Below are 16,343 nucleotides of genomic sequence, written 5' to 3' on the forward strand. Positions count from 1 at the left end.
ACTCCAGGAAAAACTTCTAATCCTGAAAACGGGGAGTCGTACAGTAGGGACAGTCTAACCATTCTGGACGATGCTCAGCACCGCAGACTCGACAGGTCAATGAACTCTTACGCTTAGCTTTTAGCTCTGCTTCTAAGCCTGTATCGGTGAATGTAACCCGCTCAACCTCATCAAGCGTCGTAGACCCTTGACGTACCAGGTTCAAACTGTAGGACAGCAGCGTTTTCATGCCTTCTTCGACCGCTACTTCCTTGATGCGTTCGGTGGGCGCACCCTCGGTAATCATGGTTTGTAGTCGCTCGGTAACGCGCATCACCTCATAAACCCCACAGCGACCTTTGTAGCCAATGCCGCCGCAGGCTGAGCAAAGTTCTCCTGCCTCTCTTGCAAGCAGAATTTCTTCTGCTTGCAAAAAGTTGGCTTTATAAAACGTAATTTCAGCGTCGTGGCTGACAGAAAGTCCAAACCGAGCCAGTTCTTCGTGGGATGGGTTGTATGGAATGCGGCATTCGCTACATACTCGACGAACTAGACGCTGGGCCAGTACCCCAATCAGAGAACTGGAGACCATGAAGGGTTCAATACCCATCTCGTCTAGACGGGCGATCGCACTGGCTGCATCGTTCGTATGTAGCGTTGTTAAGACAAGGTGTCCTGTTAAAGCAGCTTCGATCGCCGTCTTCGCCGTCTCCTTGTCTCGCGTCTCACCTACCAGAATCACATCTGGGTCTTGTCGCAAAAATGCCCGCAGCACTGAAGCAAAATCTACGCCCTTCTCCCGCAAGACCTGAACCTGAGTCAGTCCTGGCAGTGTATATTCAATTGGGTCTTCAACTGTACTGATATTGACGCCGGGGTCATTTCGCTCTGCCAGCGCTGAATATAGCGTCGTGGTTTTACCTGATCCGGTTGGGCCAGTGACCAGAATCAACCCAAATGGACGAGCAACCATCTCCTGCATAATCTGCAAGGTATCTGGGTCAGTAATCAGTTTGTCTAGACCAAGCTGAGTCGCAGAGTTGTCTAGAATTCGCAGAACGACTTTCTCTCCGTAGCGGCTAGGCAGTGTGCTAACCCGAAAATCAATTTTGCGATTATCAAAAATCCGCCGAATTCTACCATCTTGGGGCAGGCGACGCTCAGCGATATCTAGCTCAGCGATGACTTTGAAACGGGCTGTCACCGCAGCCACAATTTTTTTGGGTAGGGGATCAAACGCTTGTCGCAGTACACCATCCTTACGAAAGCGTACCCGCAAAGACTCTTCCTGAGGCTCGATATGAATATCAGAAACCCCCTCCTGCAGAGCTTTGACCATGATTTTGTTGACCAGAGCAATGACTGGAGCCGCCTCTGCATCTTGCAGAGCCTCATCTAGGTTTGCATCTAGATCGCCTGGTGCTTCTTGTAGGTCTAAGTAGTCTAGAACCTCCAGGTCTGCTTTAACATCTACCTTCGATTCCTGTTCACGCTGCTTTTCCCGCTCTTGTTGCTCGTCAAGATAATGATTGATGATGCGCTGATAATCTTCTGCGGTAATCACCATCCGCCGAAGCCCCAACCCTTTGGGTCTCAACAGTCGATTCAAGTCGTCCTGTGCATCTAGATTGTCTGGATCAACCATTGCCACGAGGACATAGGGTAAGTCTCCCTCCTGCTTAGACACGGGCACCAACCGATGGCGACGGCAAAAATCAACTGGAATCAGCGTGTCAATCAGCAGGCTTACTTGATTTGAGGAAATCTGGTTGATTTCCGGGTCGAGAGACTCAACGCCGTAGAGAATTTTAAGTTCAAATAGCTGCTGCTTCTTGTATTGGCGTAACAAGTCCGGCGGAAGCTGCTGCCCTGTAATCATCTCCAGCACTTCGGTCAGGGGTCTGCCTGACTTACGGCTTTCAACTAGAGCTTGCTGCATCTGCTCGTTGTTGATGTAGCCCGACTGAATCAGTTTGTTACTAAAGGGCGAAAAATTATGCTGGACGATTAGGGCACGGCGCTGTGACGGGGAATTAGCCATAGCTGATGCAGAAAGTCTCCTTACAAGAGGGTCTCAGGATTGTTACCAGAGCGTTTATGAGGATAATCGACTCGCAGCTAAAGTTAATTAAGGCTGCGTGAGAAATTTGCTAGGCCTTGGAAGCGTCGCACTTTTCAAAGAACTCCATGAAAGAATCATAGTGCGATGAAACCTGAAGAGGCTAGTCGGAAACTACCAGAGATTTGTCCGTATCGGGTTGCGATAGAGTAGTACTCGGTTGGATGGGGTTAAATAGCTAAACTTTGTGTTCACGATAATAGCCTGTACGACCAAATTTGGCTCTCTACCCAAACGCTCTGGGTTAAAAAGCATTGTCCAATTCGCTTAATCGTTAGAATCATCCATAGATGAACTCGTATCCATTGAAGACCTTTCCCAAATCAAGACAACAAATTAGCAAAGTTTTGACAACGGATTCGGTTTAATTGGAAATAGCCCACGAGAAATTCAGTTCTAGGTTCTGGATATAGTAGACAATGATTGAGGAAGAAAAGCAGCTAGAGAACGTTCAAGGGTCAGAGGCTGATACCTCAGAGGATGTACAGCAAGTGGAGAGTGAAACAATGCCCGATGAGGCAACGGTACAAAATAGTCAAGAGGTCGCTTCAGAGTATTCAACTGCAGACCCGGAGTCTGTGGGGCAAGTGATCGAAGCTGAAGCTGAACCTGTAGAAGCTGAGCCAGAGGTTCAGCCTGTAGAAGCTGAGGTAGACAGTCGAGCGATCGCCGAGCTAACTCAACAAGTCGAGTCTTTAAAGGCTCAGGTTGAAGAACGCACGGGGCAGTACATGCGGATTGCCGCTGATTTTGACAACTTCCGCAAGCGGACTCAAAAAGAGAAGGAAGACTTGGAGCAGCAGTCCAAATGCTCCACGATCGTCGAGTTGCTGCCAGTGGTCGATAACTTTGAGCGGGCGCGATCGCAGATCAAGCCGCAAACTGATCAGGAGATGAATATCCACAAGAGCTACCAGAGCGTTTACAAGCAGCTGGTTGATTGTCTCAAGCGGGTTGGCGTAGCGCCTATGCGTTCTGAAGGCAAAGAATTTGACCCCAATCTGCATGAAGCTGTCATGCGAGAAGCAACAGACGAACATGCTGAGGGCACTGTGATCGAGGAGTTAGTACGAGGTTACCTCCTGGGTGAGCGAGTTTTACGCCATGCGATGGTTAAAGTTGCTACCGCCCCAGAACCCGTGATAACTTCGGATGAAGCATATCAGGGCGAGACTGACGGTTAAGGGAATCTCAGTAGACGCGTACTTTATTTACAAGTTCTTGATGAGGTGCGTGTTGTTTCTACGGTTATAGCTGTCGCTTTGCTAAGGGGTTGCCCATAAAATTTAGGCTAAGCTGATCAGATTCCCGAAAAATTGCGGAATACTCTGTTAGAAATGAGTTCAATTCATCTACATTTTGTACTCATTCACTTGAACACGTTCACAGCCGCTAATTATGGGAAAAGTCATTGGTATTGACCTGGGCACGACAAATAGCTGTGTTGCTGTCTTGGAGGGCGGTCAACCGATCGTCATCTCCAACTCCGAAGGAGGGCGGACAACTCCCAGCATTGTTGGCTTTGCCAAAACGGGTGAGCGGCTGGTGGGGCAGCTAGCAAAGCGACAAGCTGTAACGAATGCCGAAAATACTGTTTTCAGCATCAAGCGATTTATTGGTCGGCGTTGGGATGATACCGAAACTGAGCGAACTCGAGTTTCCTACACCTGTATCAAAGGTAAGGATGACACGGTAGACGTGCAGATTCGGGGTCGCACCTACACTCCCCAAGAGATCTCAGCCATGATCCTGCAAAAGCTCAAGCAGGATGCTGAAAATTATCTGGGTGAACCTCCCACTCAAGCTGTGATTACGGTTCCTGCATACTTTACGGATGCTCAGCGACAAGCCACTAAAGATGCTGGAACGATCGCAGGGCTAGAAGTATTACGAATTATTAATGAGCCGACGGCCGCTGCATTATCTTACGGTCTCGATAAGCAAGACCAGGATCAAACCGTACTGGTTTTTGACCTCGGAGGCGGCACCTTTGACGTTTCAGTCTTACAGCTAGGGGATGGTGTGTTTGAGGTCAAGGCGACTTCAGGCAACAATCACTTAGGCGGTGATGATTTTGATAATGCCTTGGTGCGCTGGATGATCGATAGCTTTAGAGAAAATGAAGGCATCGATCTGTCGATTGATAAAATGGCGCTTCAGCGGCTGAGAGAAGCGGCTGAGAAAGCCAAAATTGAGCTTTCTAACATGCTGACGACCTCAATCAATTTGCCGTTCATCACAGCGGATGAAACGGGTCCCAAGCATCTAGAAATGGAGCTAACTCGCGCTAAGTTTGAGGAATTAGTCAATCACCTGGTACTCAGCACGATCGAGCCAGTCAATCAAGCACTCAAGGATGCCGACCTGACCGGTGAGGATATCGATCGGATTATTCTGGTTGGAGGTTCTACCCGAATTCCGGCGGTTCAGGACGCAATTCGCCAGTATTTTAATGGCAAAACTCCTGATCGCTCAGTTAACCCCGATGAGGCTGTGGCGTTAGGTGCAGCAGTGCAAGCAGGTGTCTTGGCTGGCGAAGTCAAGGATTTGCTTCTGCTTGACGTAACACCGTTGTCTCTAGGCATTGAAACGCTAGGTGAAGTATTTACCCGAATCATTGAACGAAATACGACTATTCCTACAAGCAAGACGCAGACATTCTCGACCGCGACCGATGGTCAAACTTCGGTCGAAATCCATGTTTTGCAAGGAGAACGAGCTTTAGCAAAAGACAATAAAAGTTTGGGTAAATTTCAGCTAGCGGGCATTCCGCCTGCACCTAGAGGAGTGCCTCAGATTGAGGTGTCGTTTGAAATTGACGCAAATGGCATTCTTCAGGTGGCAGCTAGAGATAAGGGCACCGGGCGAGAGCAAAGCGTGCGAATTACCAACACAGGTGGACTAACCCCATCTGAGATCGAGCAAATGAAGCTAGATGCGGAGATTAACGCAGAGGATGATCTGCGTCGCAAGCAACTGGTGGAATTGCGGAATCAGGCAGATGGGCTGTTCTATAGCTGGGAGACAACGCTCAGGGATAATGCTCAGTTTATTACTGATGGTCTTAAAGCAGAGGCAAATGGGCGAGTGGCTGAACTGCGGGCGGCGATCGCTGACCGCTCCATTTCCGTTGAAGCGATGAAGCAACGGCTAGATGCTCTCCAGCAAGCCCTGTTTGCAATTGGCGCGTCAGTGTATCAGCAGATCAACCAGGATGATCCAGATTATGACTATTCAGACGAGACTTCCATTGCAGAAGATAACGGCAACGTTAGCTCAACGCTAGAGGAAGAGTTTGGATACGGTTTTGAAAACGATGACACGGTAACTGCTGATTACGAGGCAGTCGATTAGCCTAGAGTGCTAGGGTATTAAATAGGGGGTGTAGGGTGTAAGCTATCCTAGCCCTAGTGAGTTTCCTAATTTTCAAACCTAAAGCCCTTCTATCTAAGCAAGCAGTCTCCTATGGCTCGTGATTATTATGAAATGCTCGGTGTCTCCCGTGATTCAGACAAAGAGGAGATCAAGCGTGCTTACCGACGTTTAGCGCGCAAGTATCACCCTGATGTCAACAAGGAAGATGGTGCCGAGGAGCGCTTCAAGGAAATCAACCGAGCCTATGAAGTGCTTTCTGAACCTGAAACTCGTGCCCGTTACGATCGATTCGGTGAAGCAGGAGTTGGCTCTGCAGCGGGAGCCGGCTTTCAGGACTTCGGCGATTTGGGCGGTTTTGCCGACATTTTTGAAAGCTTTTTTAGTGGCTTCTCTGGCGGTATGGGCGGGCAACCAGGCGGCGGTGGCGGTCGTCGTCGCGGCGGCCCGGTCAGAGGGGATGATTTGCGGCTCGACCTAAAGCTTGATTTTCGTGAAGCTGTTTTTGGCGGCGAAAAAGAAATTCGCATTAGCCATCTGGAAACCTGCACGAACTGTAGCGGCTCAGGGGCAAAGCCGGGTACTCGTCCTAGAGCTTGTCCGACCTGCACCGGCTCAGGACAAGTGCGTCGTGCCACCAGAACGCCCTTTGGCAGCTTTACTCAAGTCTCAGTTTGCCCGACCTGCAATGGTGCAGGGCAGGTGATTGAGGAGAAGTGCGAGATTTGCGGCGGCAGTGGGCAGAAGCAGGAAGCCAAAAAGCTAAAAATTACGATTCCGGCTGGGGTTGATAATGGCACGCGGCTGCGCGTTTCTTCGGAAGGGGATGCGGGGCAGCGAGGTGGACCACCGGGCGATCTGTATGTTTACCTGTTCGTGAATGAAGATGCCGAGTTTCAGCGCGATGGCATTAACATTCTCTCGGAGATCAAGATTAGCTATTTACAGGCAATTCTAGGCTGTCAGATAGATGTGAATACGGTAGATGGACCCACTGAGCTGACCATTGCCCCTGGCACCCAACCTGGAACAGTGCTCACCCAGGAAAATCAAGGTGTACCCCGCTTAGGCAATCCGGTTAGCCGTGGGGATCATCTAATCACTATCCAGATTGATATCCCAACGCGGTTGACTACTGAAGAGCGTGAGCTATTAGAGAAGCTAGCTAAGATTCGGGGCGATCGCCTTGGTAAAGGAGGTGGCATTGAAGGCTTTCTAGGGGGGCTGTTTCGAGGATGAGTAGTGCAGCATCTACTGCTGAGCATCTGCCCGATGCTCAACTGGATTTGAGGGGAACGCCCTGTCCGATTAATTTTGTCAAGACAAAACTTCGGCTGGAAAAGATGGCTCCAGGCGCTTTACTAGAAGTCTGGCTAGACCCAGGAGAGCCGATGGAGCAGGTTCCTGATAGCCTGACGATGGAGGGCTATGGAATTGAGCAAGTTGAGGAACGGGCAGGGTTTTTCGCAATTCGAGTGCGACGACCCAGCGAGAAGAGTTCTGAGTGTTGAGTGATGAGTGCTGAGTTAGACCAGCAGCCTAACGCTCAGAAATCCGAGAACGACTCGGTGATTGCAAGTTCTGAAGATCTGGTAGGCACAGTCCTGGCAGTTCAGGCCAATTACTATTGGGTGCAGTTGGGCGACAAATCGCTGCTCTGTACGCGGCGATCGCGCCTGAAAAAAATTGGGCAGCAGGTTTGGGTGGGCGATCGCGTCCAGGTCGAGGAACCTGATTGGGCTGGGGGAAGAGGGGCGATCGCCCAGGTATTTCCCCGCGACAGTGAACTCGATCGTCCACCGATCGCCAATGCAGACCAAATTCTGCTGGTATTTGCCCTGGCAGACCCTAACCCAGAGCCGCTTCAGCTTAGTCGCTTCTTGATTAAAGCTGAGTCAACTGGGCTAGAAGTTTGTCTGGGTTTGAATAAGAGTGACTTGGTGAGTGCTGAAATGCAAGCAGAGTGGCGCGATCGCCTTCAGCAATGGGGCTATCAGTCTCAGATGCTCAGCACCCAGCATCAAATGGGGTTGGACAACCTGCAAACTCAGCTTAAACAAAAAATTACGGTCATCTCCGGTCCCTCTGGAGTAGGTAAATCGAGTTTGATCAACCAGCTAATTCCAGACGTAGATTTGCGAGTGGGCTCAGTTTCCGGGAAGTTGGGACGCGGTCGTCATACAACGCGGCACGTCGAGCTATTTGAATTGCCAGGTGGCGGTCTGTTAGCTGATACGCCCGGCTTCAACCAGCCAGATTTGGACTGTGCGCCTGTGGAATTGGCAGACTTTTTCCCAGAAGCGCGACAACGACTGGCAGAGGCGAACTGCCAGTTTAGTAACTGTCTGCACCGAGATGAGCCAAACTGCGCTGTGCGGGGTGACTGGGAACGCTACGAGCATTATTTGGTGTTTTTGGAAGAGGCAATCGCCCGTCAAACTCAGCTTCAGCAAAAAACTGATCAGGACTCTAGCATGAAGCTGAAAATCAACCAGAAAGGCGAGAGCTATTACGAACCTCGCCTGGAAAGCAAAAAATATCGTCGCCAGTCACGGCGTACCCAGCATCAAACTTTGGATGCAATGATATGGGACGCTGAGTCTGAAGAAGACTGAAATTGCTCTTCGGGTCAAATTCAATCCACCAGTGAAATGACCGGGCGGGGGAGGTCAAATTTCCCTGAGATCAAGTCAACTGGTTTAAGAAAGTTTTGCTGAAACTGCTGTCGGGCTATGGTTCATTTTCCTTCCCTGCTTCCAGCATTGGGTCGCTACGCTGCTCATGCGGTCGTTTTTGGTATGGTTTCAGCTTGTACGGCTTGTGGTTTTTCGCAGGCAGAACAGCCTCCCGCTGATACTACAGCTGAGGTTGCACCGATCGCCACCGTTGTCGCGTTAGGTCGGTTGACTCCCAAAGGGGAAGTGATCAAACTCTCTGTGCCTAATGCTCAAGATAGCCGGGTGAATCAAATCCTGGTGGAAGAGGGCGATCGCGTTGAAGCAAATCAGGTAATCGCCATTTTGCAAGGGCAGGAGCGACGGCAGCGGGACTTAGAGGAAGCCCAGAAAAACGTCGAATATTACCAGGCATTGCTAGCTCAAACGCAGTCTGGAGATGCCAAAAATGCAGAAATTGCGGCGCAGCGAGCAAACATTGCGCGACTGGAGGCGCAGCTTCGTACCGAGGCAGATGAGCGGCGGGCGGCGATCGCCAGTGCCGAAGCTGAACTGCGGCGGGCAGAATTGAACTATCGGCGCAACCAATCGCTTCAGCAGGAAGGGGCGGCTAGCATTGAGGAATTGGAACTGGCGCGTGAGGAATTTGAAACGAGGCAAGCGGCACTGTCTCAAAGACGGGCTGAACTAGACACCACCTTGGCGACCCTGCGGGAACAGATTCGGCAGGAGCAGGAAAATCTGGCGATGCTGCAAGAGGTTCGCCCGGTGGATGTGCAGGTGGCTCAAGCTGAACTGGATAAGGCTTTAATTGCAGTCGAGCAAAGGCAGGCTGACCTGGAAGATACGCAGGTCAGAGTGCCAGTAGCGGGTCAGATTTTGCGAATTAACACACGCGTAGGGGAACAGGTCAACACAGAGCAGGGCATCGTGGAATTGGGGCAAACGGATGAGATGTATGCGATCGCCGAAGTTTACGAAACTGAGATTACTAAAGTCCAACTCGGGCAAAGTGCCACTATCACAAGTGAATATGGCGGCTTTGAAGGAGGGATTCAGGGCACTGTTGATCACATTGGTTTACAAATTGGGGCGCGTACTCTTTCGAGCAATTCCTCTGACCCCACGACGGATGAGACAACTCGCGTTGTGGAAGTGAAAATTCGGATCAGTCCAGAGGATAGCGTCAGGGTTGCTGACTTAACGAATATGCAGGTTCGGGTTGAGATCGATGTTGAAAGCTGATGTTAAGAGTTGATATTGAGGCTTGACGCAAACAGAAATGATTGAAATTAAACCGATTCAACCGCATCAAATTGAGGATGTTAAGCAAGTCATTTTGGCGGTATGTCAGGAGATTTTTCAGGTCCCTGAGGAAGTGATTCGGCGGCATGACAATCTCTCGGATATTGATCAGGTGCGATCGCACTACTTCAACAATCGAGGCACTTTCCTGGTTCTACTTGATGGTGAAACGGTTGTTGGCTGCGGAGCGATTCGTTATTTAAGTAGCCACACCAGTGGCGATATTTGCGAACTCAAACGTATGTGGTTCCTTAAACTCTACTGAGGACAAGGATGGGGAACCAAGATGAGTTACATGCTGCTGGATTTTGCTAAACGGAATGATTACACAAAAGTTAGGTTAGATACTGTTGATGAGTACAAACAAGCCCCAGCCATCAAGCTTTATCAGCGTCTCGGCTTTTATCCAATCGAGCGATACAACGATAGTGCTGGCACAGTTTTTTTAGAGAAGCTGCTCTAGTCAATGAGTCATAAGTGATTGTTCTATGAAACGTTTTCTTAAATCTTCTCTTGAATGGCTTCAGGTCAACAAACCCTTAGGGTGGGCACAGTTATCTCATCAAAAGGCGCGATTGCTCGTTGCGATGACAGGAGTGGCGTTCTCTAATATTCTCATCTTTACCCAGTTGGGATTGCGGGCACTGTTGTTTGATGGAGTCACGCTGGTACCGGAGAATTTAGCAGGTGATTTGTTTTTGGTGTCTGCTTATACGCCAACTATTAGCTTTGGTAGCTTTGCGCGCGTTTATCTCTATCAAGCAGATGCAGTGACTGGCGTTGCGGCTGCCAATCCGCTTTATATCAGTTCTGCAGAATGGGTAAATCCCGAAGATCTACAGAATCCTTCAGCGGACAGAACGGAAGAGGCGAGTTCAGAGATCGACTTCTTCCCCAGTACCGTTAGAATTCTGGCGTTTAATCCGGCTCGTCCGGTATTTGATATGCCTGAGGTAAACCAGCAGCTTGATTTGCTGAATGCGCCCGGTAGTGTTTTGTTTGACCGCCTTTCACAGGACCAGCTTGGACCTGTACCAGACCTATTGAGCCAGCAAGGTGTAGTGAGTACGGTGATGAGTAAACGCCGAACTCATGTGGTGGGGCTATTTAGCCTGGGCAGCACCATGTTTGATAAGGGGCATGTGATCATGAGTGACTGGAATCTTGCTCAGCGCAATGGTCAGGATAGTCTCCAGCAGGTGAATGTAGGCAGTTTGTTTTTGGAGGCGGGAGCCGATCTGGAGACGGTGCGAACTCGCTTGCAAAGTACCTTGCCGCCAGCAGTGAAGGTGATGACTCGTGAGGAGTTGATGCAGTCAGAGCAGGCATTCCGGGCTTCTTTCCCGGAGGGGAAGATTCTTAACTTTGGAGCGGCGATCGGGTTTGTGGTGGGTGTGGTGATTGTATATCAGGTACTCTACACCGATGTGAGTGATCATTTGCCTGAGTATGCAACGCTCAAAGCGATGGGCTACTCAGATGTTTCGCTGCTGGCTGTAGTGCTTCAGGAGGCAGTGATTCTGGCAGTTTTGGGGTTTGTTCCGGGTTACATCACCTCTTACTGGATGTATGGGTTGCTCACTTATTTGACTAAGATTCCGCTAACGATGCGGGCGGGTATTGCATTGCAAGTATTTATCCTGACGCTGGTGATGTGTGTGATTTCGGGAGCGATCGCCATGAACAAGCTCCGTTCTGCTGACCCTGCGGACGTATTTTAGTCATGGAACCTGTTGTAGCGGTTCGTAATTTGAACCATGCGTTTGGGCAGGGGGCACTGCGGAAACCAGTGCTGATGGAGGTTGACCTGGATTTATATCCGGGCGAAGTGGTGATTTTAGAGGGTCCATCGGGTGGTGGCAAAACCACTTTGCTGACCTTAATTGGCGCATTGCGAGCGGTGCAGGAAGGTAGCCTAAAAATTTTGGGGCAGGAGTTGCAGGGCGCAAAAAAAAGGCAACTGATTCAAACACGCAACCAGATCGGCTTTATCTTTCAGTCTCACAATTTGCTGGAGTGTTTGACTGCTTGGGAAAACGTGAGTACATCTTTGAGGTTGCATAAACATATTCCGCCGCGTGAATACCGCAGGCGATCGCTAGAAATTCTCACTGCTGTAGGGCTGGGCGATCGCGTCGATTACTATCCCGAAAAGCTGTCGGGTGGGCAAAAGCAGCGAGTGGCGATCGCTCGTGCCTTAGTTAGCTATCCTAAACTTCTGCTGGCGGACGAACCCACTTCGGCACTCGACAGCAAATCGGGACGAGATGTCGTGGAAATTATGCAGCGACTTGCTAAAGAAGAAGGCTGCACCGTCTTACTAGTGACTCACGACAATCGCATTCTGGACGTAGCTGATCGAACCATTCACATGGAAGATGGACGACTGACGCGGAATACAATCCGTTGAATTAAAGCGCGCCCTGGAGGACTCGAACCCCCGACATCAGGTTTTGGAGACCTGCGTTCTACCAACTGAACTAAGAGCGCATTTGGGGTTTACCGGAGCATACCCCAGTTTAACAGCTTGTGTCGCTGTATAGTACCTAGCAGTTTAAAGTGCCCGGTCAAACCGCTGCTTGAGGCGAGTTGCCTTACCAACGCGATCGCGTAGATAGTAAAGCTTAGCGCGACGTGCCTTGCCTCGACGAATAATCTTGATGTTGGCAACGCGAGGAGAATGAAGTAAAAATACTCGCTCTACGCCAACGCCTTGGAAGATGCGGCGAACGGTGATGGTTTCATTGATGCCACCATTTCGCATGGCAATAACGGTGCCTTCATAGGGCTGTACCCGCTCCTTGCCGCCTTCTTGAATCCGTACACCCACACGAATCGTGTCGCCAACGTGGATGATAGGCAAGTCACTCTTTAACTGCTCCGCCTCAATCGAGCGGATGATTTCCTGCGCTTTCATAGCTTTTTCAATACTCACAATTTCTCAGTATAGTCCTAGCTTGGGAAGAAAGTCTATTAGCAGTATTTTGATTTTTCCAGAAAATCTACTGTTTTCAGTCCTGTCCTTTTTCCCCAAGATCAGGAATTTGGGCAAATTCGGGTAGAATCCGGTTTATTTTATCCCCCCTTGGCGGATTGAATTTCTTAGAAGAACGAGGTTCACTGAACTGTTGTATTCCCCAATGCCTGAGCATTTCTACGACTCAGAGCATGAGAACAACGGAATTTAGCACCAAAACTTCTGTTGATTAGATAATCAGGACGACCTTCTGCATGAAAAAGCAACTTCTAACACTGGTAGGTTTAGCCCTCATCCTGCCAGGTTTACTCCAGGCTTGCGCTGGTGGTGAAACCCCTGAAGCTGAAGCTCCCGAAACTGAATCAACCGCTGAAACTCCAGAGACTCAAGCCTCAGGAGAAACAGGTACACTGCAAATTCGAGCTAATGGAGAAGATTTTGTTCGTCAGGGATTTGTGTCTAAAGACGGATGGGAAATTAGCTTTGATCATCTTTATGTAAACCTGGCTGACCTGACAGCATACCAAACTGAGCCGCCTTACGAGCCAGAAGCAGGCGACGAATTGCAAGCTAGTCAGGAAGTCAAGGTTGAAGAGGTGAAGACGATTGACCTGGCAGAGGGAGACGAAAATGCAGAGCCAGTTTTGGTGGAAGAGGTAGAAGCCCCCCCTGGTCGCTACAATGCTCTCTCTTGGCAAATGGTGAATGCGGATGAAGGCCCAGCTAGTGGCTATGCAATGGTAATTCAAGGTGTTGCCACAAAGGATGGCGAAACTGTTAACTTTACGCTGAACATAGATGAGGAGTTGGCGTTTAGCTGCGGAGATTTTGTTGGTGATGAGCGCAAAGGCATTTTAGAACCGGGCGGTACGGCTGACGTAGAAGCAACTTTCCACTTTGACCACCTTTTTGGGGATGGGGAAGCTGCGCCTGATGATGAACTGAATGTGGGTGCTTTGGGTTTTCAACCTCTTGCTGATTTGGCTGAGGGTGGGGAACTAACGGTTGATACGACTGACCTGGGGCAAAATCTTTCTGAGGAAGATTACAACAAGCTGCTTGAGATTTTGCCGAGCCTGGGTCATGTTGGGGAAGGTCATTGTGAGGAGACACAGTTAACGACATGAGACGAACGTTTGCTATTCCTCTAGCGCTGATCTCAGTTGTGAGTTGGCAGGTGAGGGCGATCGCCCACGGAGTGGGGATCACCTACCAGGCAACCGAAGCAATAGAGCTTCAAGCTAACTATGACAGCGGTGAGCCGATGGCAGAGGCTCAGGTGTCGGTCTATTCGCCTGAAGATCCATCTACGCCCTGGCTAACCGGCACTGCGGATGAAACTGGGCGCTTTGTGTTTGCCCCAGATCCCTCCATTCCTGGTACGTGGGAGGTGCAGGTAAGACAGGCTGGACATGGCGAAATTCTCAACATTCCTGTAGGTGGAGAAGCAGGCGTGTTAGGGGCAAATGCAGGAGCATCTGAGGCAGACGGTGAGTCAAATAGCCAGATTGCTTCTGGCATTGGTGACAACCTTTCGATTCCTCAAAAAGGGCTGATGGCTGTTTCAGTGATTTGGGGATTTGTGGGTACTGCTTTGTTCTTTCTTGCCAGGAAGAAATAGCGATGCACATTCCTGATGGCATTCTTCCGGCTTCAGTGTGCATTGCGGGCTATGCGATCGCCGTTCCTGTAACCTGGTATTCCCTGCGCCAAATCAATCGGCTCAGAGATCCGACTGAGGAGTTGCCCAAAGCCTCGTTGCTAACAGCCGCCTTTTTCATTGCCTCCTCGATCAACATTCCCGTGCCGCCCTCCAGCGTTCACCTGGTGCTAAACGGACTGTTGGGATGTGTTTTGGGCTACTTTGCCTTTCCTGCCATTTTGGTGGGTCTATTTTTTCAAGCCATTATGTTTGGGCATGGAGGGCTAACAACATTGGGCGTAGATGCAGTGATGATGGGCATTCCAGCACTGGTAGCATCTCACATTTTTCAGTTGCGTCATGTCTTCAGACAGAAGCTAGGCGAGAAGCTAGCGACTAATGTATTTGCATTTCTTGCTGGAGCTTTGGGTTTGGGACTTGCAGCCGTGATCTTCTTCTTTCTGGTGATTACCAACATTCCGTCTGGGTTTGATGCGCAGACGGAACGAGCGGCCGTTTATGGGCTGTCGCTGGCTCACCTGCCGCTGATGCTAATTGAGGGTACTTTTACGCTGTTGTTGGTCATGTTTTTGCAACGGGTGAAGCCAGAACTAATTGAGCGGCGGGGGTAGTGCATGAGGTTTGAGTTAGACGAATATGCCTATCTTGATTCGCCGCTACACCGCTGGGAGCCTCGGTTTAAGCTGATTGGCTTGCTGGTTCTGATTTTTGCTTTTGCTTTCATTAAAGATTTGCGGCTGGTGCCTGTGGTGTTGGCGATCGCCGCCACACTCTATCTCCTCTCCCGGATGCCGCTCTCCTTTTTGATCAGTCGGTTACGCTATCCGGGTTTCTTTTTGCTGGGCGTAATTTTGCTGCTGCCGTTTTTCTCTGGTGAAACGGTACTCTGGCAGTGGGGAGTGCTGACCCTACGGCAAGAAGGCATTTTAGCCATGCTACTCGTGGTCGGTCGGTTTCTCGCGATTATTACAACGGCACTCATTCTGATGGGCACAACTCCCTTTTTGACGACCGTGAAAACGATGCGATCGCTAGGGTTGCCGAGTCTGATTGCTGATATGACGCTGCTTACCTATCGCTACCTGTACGATATTGCGGCAAATTTAAGCACCATGCAGCAAGCCATGCGGCTGAGAGGGTTTGGCAGATCCCAGCAAAAAAAGTACCTGCCCTTCATGCCTGACCTGCGGGAATTAAAACTTTTGGCTTCGCTCGCTGGGACGCTGTTAGTCCGTAGCTACGAGCAATCCGAAAGAATTTACAAAGCAATGCGGCTACGGGGCTATGGTAGCGAAAAATTTAAAGTTCACCCAGTTTATGCTGGGCCGACCTCATCACCCGCAACATTAAGAACCTGGAGCGGCTTTGGTTTGGTCTGTACACTTCTGATTGCGACAGGTTTAGTCGTGGCAGAGATTCTTTAGGTTTAGTTTGTCTATGAGTTCCACCGAGCGGCTATCCCAAACCAGTAACGCACTTCAGCAGATCCAATTGGCACTGGAGATCAAAAAACTGTGCTTTTGCTACCCCGATGAGCCCAATGTTTTGCATGAAATTAGTTTGCTTGTCAAAGCTGGAGAAAGGATTGGCGTAATTGGTCACAATGGCTGCGGTAAAACTACTTTTTTTCGATTAATCTGCGGCGTTCTCAAACCAAACGCTGGAGAAATTGTTGTCTTTGGCGAACCCATTTTGCCGGGAGATTTTCGTCCTGAGATCGGTTTACTGTTTCAAAACCCAGACGACCAGCTTTTCTCAGCCTCGGTGCGAGAAGATGTCGCGTTTGGTCCGCAAAATATGGGTTTGCCGCCCGAAGAAGTCGATCTGCGGGTTCAGGAGGCAATCGCCCTCACCGGGCTACAAACGCTCTCTCACCGCCCGCCTCATCACCTATCGGGTGGTGAAAAACAAATGGTGGCGATCGCCGGAGTCCTTGCCATGCGTCCCCGCGTGATGCTTTATGACGAGCCTTCCGCAAACTTGGATTTACGCGCCCGTCGTCGGCTGATTCAATTTTTGCAGCGATCGCAAGAAACCCTGCTGATCTCTGCGCATGATCTGGAGCTGATTTTGGAAGTGTGCGATCGCGTCATTTTGATGGACGAAGGTCGCATCGTTGCAGATGGCGATCCCCATCAAATCATGGGCAACCAGGAACTGATGGAGCGCCACGGATTGGAAAAACCGCATTCCCTCATGCCTCACGTTGATCTCCATCATGGGTGAAGAGGATTCTGTCTTGTAACCAGAAAT

Annotated in this window: 16 protein-coding genes, 1 tRNA gene and 1 pseudogene; 15 read left to right on the forward strand and 3 right to left on the reverse strand. The window is 50.0% G+C overall.

Translation table 11 applies throughout. The annotated features are described in order from the left end of the window. Positions 1–16: 16 nt before the first annotated feature. Entirely contained in the window at positions 17–2,020 is a 2,004-nt protein-coding gene (locus H6F93_RS23460; protein WP_190642740.1) for a GspE/PulE family protein, read from the reverse strand. A gap of 497 nt (positions 2,021–2,517) precedes the next feature. Here H6F93_RS23460 and grpE point away from each other — a divergent pair, with 497 nt between their 5' ends. From grpE to H6F93_RS23505, 10 genes and pseudogenes are all read left to right on the forward strand, one after another. Continuing rightward, entirely contained in the window at positions 2,518–3,282 is a 765-nt protein-coding gene (gene grpE / locus H6F93_RS23465) for a nucleotide exchange factor GrpE (RefSeq protein WP_190686118.1), read from the forward strand. A 214-nt stretch (positions 3,283–3,496) separates the two neighbouring features. Continuing rightward, a complete protein-coding gene (gene dnaK, locus H6F93_RS23470) occupies positions 3,497–5,452 on the forward strand; it encodes a molecular chaperone DnaK (protein ID WP_190686121.1) in 1,956 nt (651 codons plus the stop codon). Positions 5,453–5,563: 111 nt separating this feature from the next. Then, positions 5,564–6,709: a molecular chaperone DnaJ gene (dnaJ, locus tag H6F93_RS23475; protein WP_190686124.1), complete on the forward strand. Its 1,146-nt coding sequence runs from the start codon at positions 5,564–5,566 to the stop codon at positions 6,707–6,709. Beyond that, a complete protein-coding gene (locus H6F93_RS23480) occupies positions 6,706–6,981 on the forward strand; it encodes a sulfurtransferase TusA family protein (protein WP_190642736.1) in 276 nt (91 codons plus the stop codon). The genes dnaJ and H6F93_RS23480 overlap by 4 nt, the downstream gene beginning before the upstream one ends. A 3-nt stretch (positions 6,982–6,984) precedes the next feature. Then, positions 6,985–8,085 carry a small ribosomal subunit biogenesis GTPase RsgA gene (gene rsgA, locus H6F93_RS23485; RefSeq protein WP_190686126.1) on the forward strand — a complete coding sequence of 367 codons (1,101 nt, stop codon included), beginning with the start codon at positions 6,985–6,987 and terminating at the stop codon, positions 8,083–8,085. Between the two features lie 117 nt (positions 8,086–8,202). Further along, a complete protein-coding gene (locus H6F93_RS23490) occupies positions 8,203–9,390 on the forward strand; it encodes an HlyD family efflux transporter periplasmic adaptor subunit (RefSeq protein ID WP_190686129.1) in 1,188 nt (395 codons plus the stop codon). Between the two features lie 37 nt (positions 9,391–9,427). Then, on the forward strand, positions 9,428–9,715 hold the full coding sequence (locus tag H6F93_RS33495) for a GNAT family N-acetyltransferase (RefSeq protein WP_206755766.1): 288 nt from the start codon (positions 9,428–9,430) through the stop codon (positions 9,713–9,715). Positions 9,716–9,727: 12 nt separating this feature from the next. Further along, positions 9,728–9,913 (forward strand): annotated as a pseudogene (locus H6F93_RS33500) (GNAT family N-acetyltransferase); the annotation flags it as partial. A 25-nt stretch (positions 9,914–9,938) separates the two neighbouring features. Next, on the forward strand, positions 9,939–11,171 hold the full coding sequence (gene devC / locus H6F93_RS23500) for an ABC transporter permease DevC (protein WP_190686131.1): 1,233 nt from the start codon (positions 9,939–9,941) through the stop codon (positions 11,169–11,171). A gap of 2 nt (positions 11,172–11,173) precedes the next feature. Continuing rightward, positions 11,174–11,860 carry a DevA family ABC transporter ATP-binding protein gene (locus H6F93_RS23505; RefSeq protein WP_190686133.1) on the forward strand — a complete coding sequence of 229 codons (687 nt, stop codon included), beginning with the start codon at positions 11,174–11,176 and terminating at the stop codon, positions 11,858–11,860. Positions 11,861–11,867: 7 nt separating this feature from the next. Here H6F93_RS23505 and H6F93_RS23510 read toward each other — a convergent pair. Then, a tRNA-Trp gene (locus H6F93_RS23510) sits at positions 11,868–11,940 on the reverse strand. Positions 11,941–12,004: 64 nt separating this feature from the next. Then, positions 12,005–12,385 (reverse strand): 50S ribosomal protein L19, encoded by a 381-nt coding sequence (rplS, locus tag H6F93_RS23515; RefSeq protein ID WP_524538002.1) that lies wholly within the window; start codon positions 12,383–12,385, stop codon positions 12,005–12,007. Between the two features lie 296 nt (positions 12,386–12,681). Here rplS and H6F93_RS23520 point away from each other — a divergent pair, with 296 nt between their 5' ends. Genes H6F93_RS23520 through H6F93_RS23540 form a run of 5 tightly spaced genes read left to right on the forward strand, consistent with a single transcriptional unit; the run spans position 12,682 to position 16,316 of the window. Then, positions 12,682–13,554 (forward strand): DUF4382 domain-containing protein, encoded by an 873-nt coding sequence (locus H6F93_RS23520; protein ID WP_190686135.1) that lies wholly within the window; start codon positions 12,682–12,684, stop codon positions 13,552–13,554. After that, on the forward strand, positions 13,551–14,048 hold the full coding sequence (locus H6F93_RS23525) for a carboxypeptidase-like regulatory domain-containing protein (protein ID WP_190686137.1): 498 nt from the start codon (positions 13,551–13,553) through the stop codon (positions 14,046–14,048). Before H6F93_RS23520 ends, H6F93_RS23525 begins: the two co-directional genes overlap by 4 nt. 2 nt (positions 14,049–14,050) lie before the next feature. Beyond that, complete coding sequence (cbiM, locus tag H6F93_RS23530; protein ID WP_190686139.1) at positions 14,051–14,701, forward strand: cobalt transporter CbiM; 651 nt, start codon at positions 14,051–14,053, stop codon at positions 14,699–14,701. Between the two features lie 3 nt (positions 14,702–14,704). Next, complete coding sequence (gene cbiQ / locus H6F93_RS23535; RefSeq protein WP_190686141.1) at positions 14,705–15,514, forward strand: cobalt ECF transporter T component CbiQ; 810 nt, start codon at positions 14,705–14,707, stop codon at positions 15,512–15,514. Positions 15,515–15,527: 13 nt separating this feature from the next. After that, entirely contained in the window at positions 15,528–16,316 is a 789-nt protein-coding gene (locus tag H6F93_RS23540) for an energy-coupling factor ABC transporter ATP-binding protein (RefSeq protein WP_190686144.1), read from the forward strand. Positions 16,317–16,343: the final 27 nt, after the last annotated feature.

It is taken from the genome of Leptolyngbya sp. FACHB-671 (assembly GCF_014695745.1).
In the GTDB taxonomy this organism is placed as follows: domain Bacteria; phylum Cyanobacteriota; class Cyanobacteriia; order Elainellales; family Elainellaceae; genus JAAUTN01.

Bases quoted from the DNA above. Each gene is read 5' to 3' on its own strand.
- grpE (WP_190686118.1), top strand. From the start codon at position 2,518: ATGATTGAGGAAGAAAAGCAGCTAGAGAACGTTCAAGGGTCAGAGGCT.
- cbiM (WP_190686139.1), top strand. From the start codon at position 14,051: ATGCACATTCCTGATGGCATTCTTCCGGCTTCAGTGTGCATTGCGGGC.
- dnaK (WP_190686121.1), top strand. From the start codon at position 3,497: ATGGGAAAAGTCATTGGTATTGACCTGGGCACGACAAATAGCTGTGTT.
- H6F93_RS23520 (WP_190686135.1), top strand. From the start codon at position 12,682: ATGAAAAAGCAACTTCTAACACTGGTAGGTTTAGCCCTCATCCTGCCA.
- rsgA (WP_190686126.1), top strand. From the start codon at position 6,985: ATGAGTGCTGAGTTAGACCAGCAGCCTAACGCTCAGAAATCCGAGAAC.
- H6F93_RS23540 (WP_190686144.1), top strand. From the start codon at position 15,528: ATGAGTTCCACCGAGCGGCTATCCCAAACCAGTAACGCACTTCAGCAG.
- H6F93_RS23525 (WP_190686137.1), top strand. From the start codon at position 13,551: ATGAGACGAACGTTTGCTATTCCTCTAGCGCTGATCTCAGTTGTGAGT.
- devC (WP_190686131.1), top strand. From the start codon at position 9,939: ATGAAACGTTTTCTTAAATCTTCTCTTGAATGGCTTCAGGTCAACAAA.
- H6F93_RS23460 (WP_190642740.1), bottom strand. From the start codon at position 2,020: ATGGCTAATTCCCCGTCACAGCGCCGTGCCCTAATCGTCCAGCATAAT.
- H6F93_RS23505 (WP_190686133.1), top strand. From the start codon at position 11,174: ATGGAACCTGTTGTAGCGGTTCGTAATTTGAACCATGCGTTTGGGCAG.
- H6F93_RS23480 (WP_190642736.1), top strand. From the start codon at position 6,706: ATGAGTAGTGCAGCATCTACTGCTGAGCATCTGCCCGATGCTCAACTG.
- H6F93_RS23490 (WP_190686129.1), top strand. From the start codon at position 8,203: ATGGTTCATTTTCCTTCCCTGCTTCCAGCATTGGGTCGCTACGCTGCT.
- dnaJ (WP_190686124.1), top strand. From the start codon at position 5,564: ATGGCTCGTGATTATTATGAAATGCTCGGTGTCTCCCGTGATTCAGAC.
- H6F93_RS33495 (WP_206755766.1), top strand. From the start codon at position 9,428: ATGATTGAAATTAAACCGATTCAACCGCATCAAATTGAGGATGTTAAG.
- cbiQ (WP_190686141.1), top strand. From the start codon at position 14,705: ATGAGGTTTGAGTTAGACGAATATGCCTATCTTGATTCGCCGCTACAC.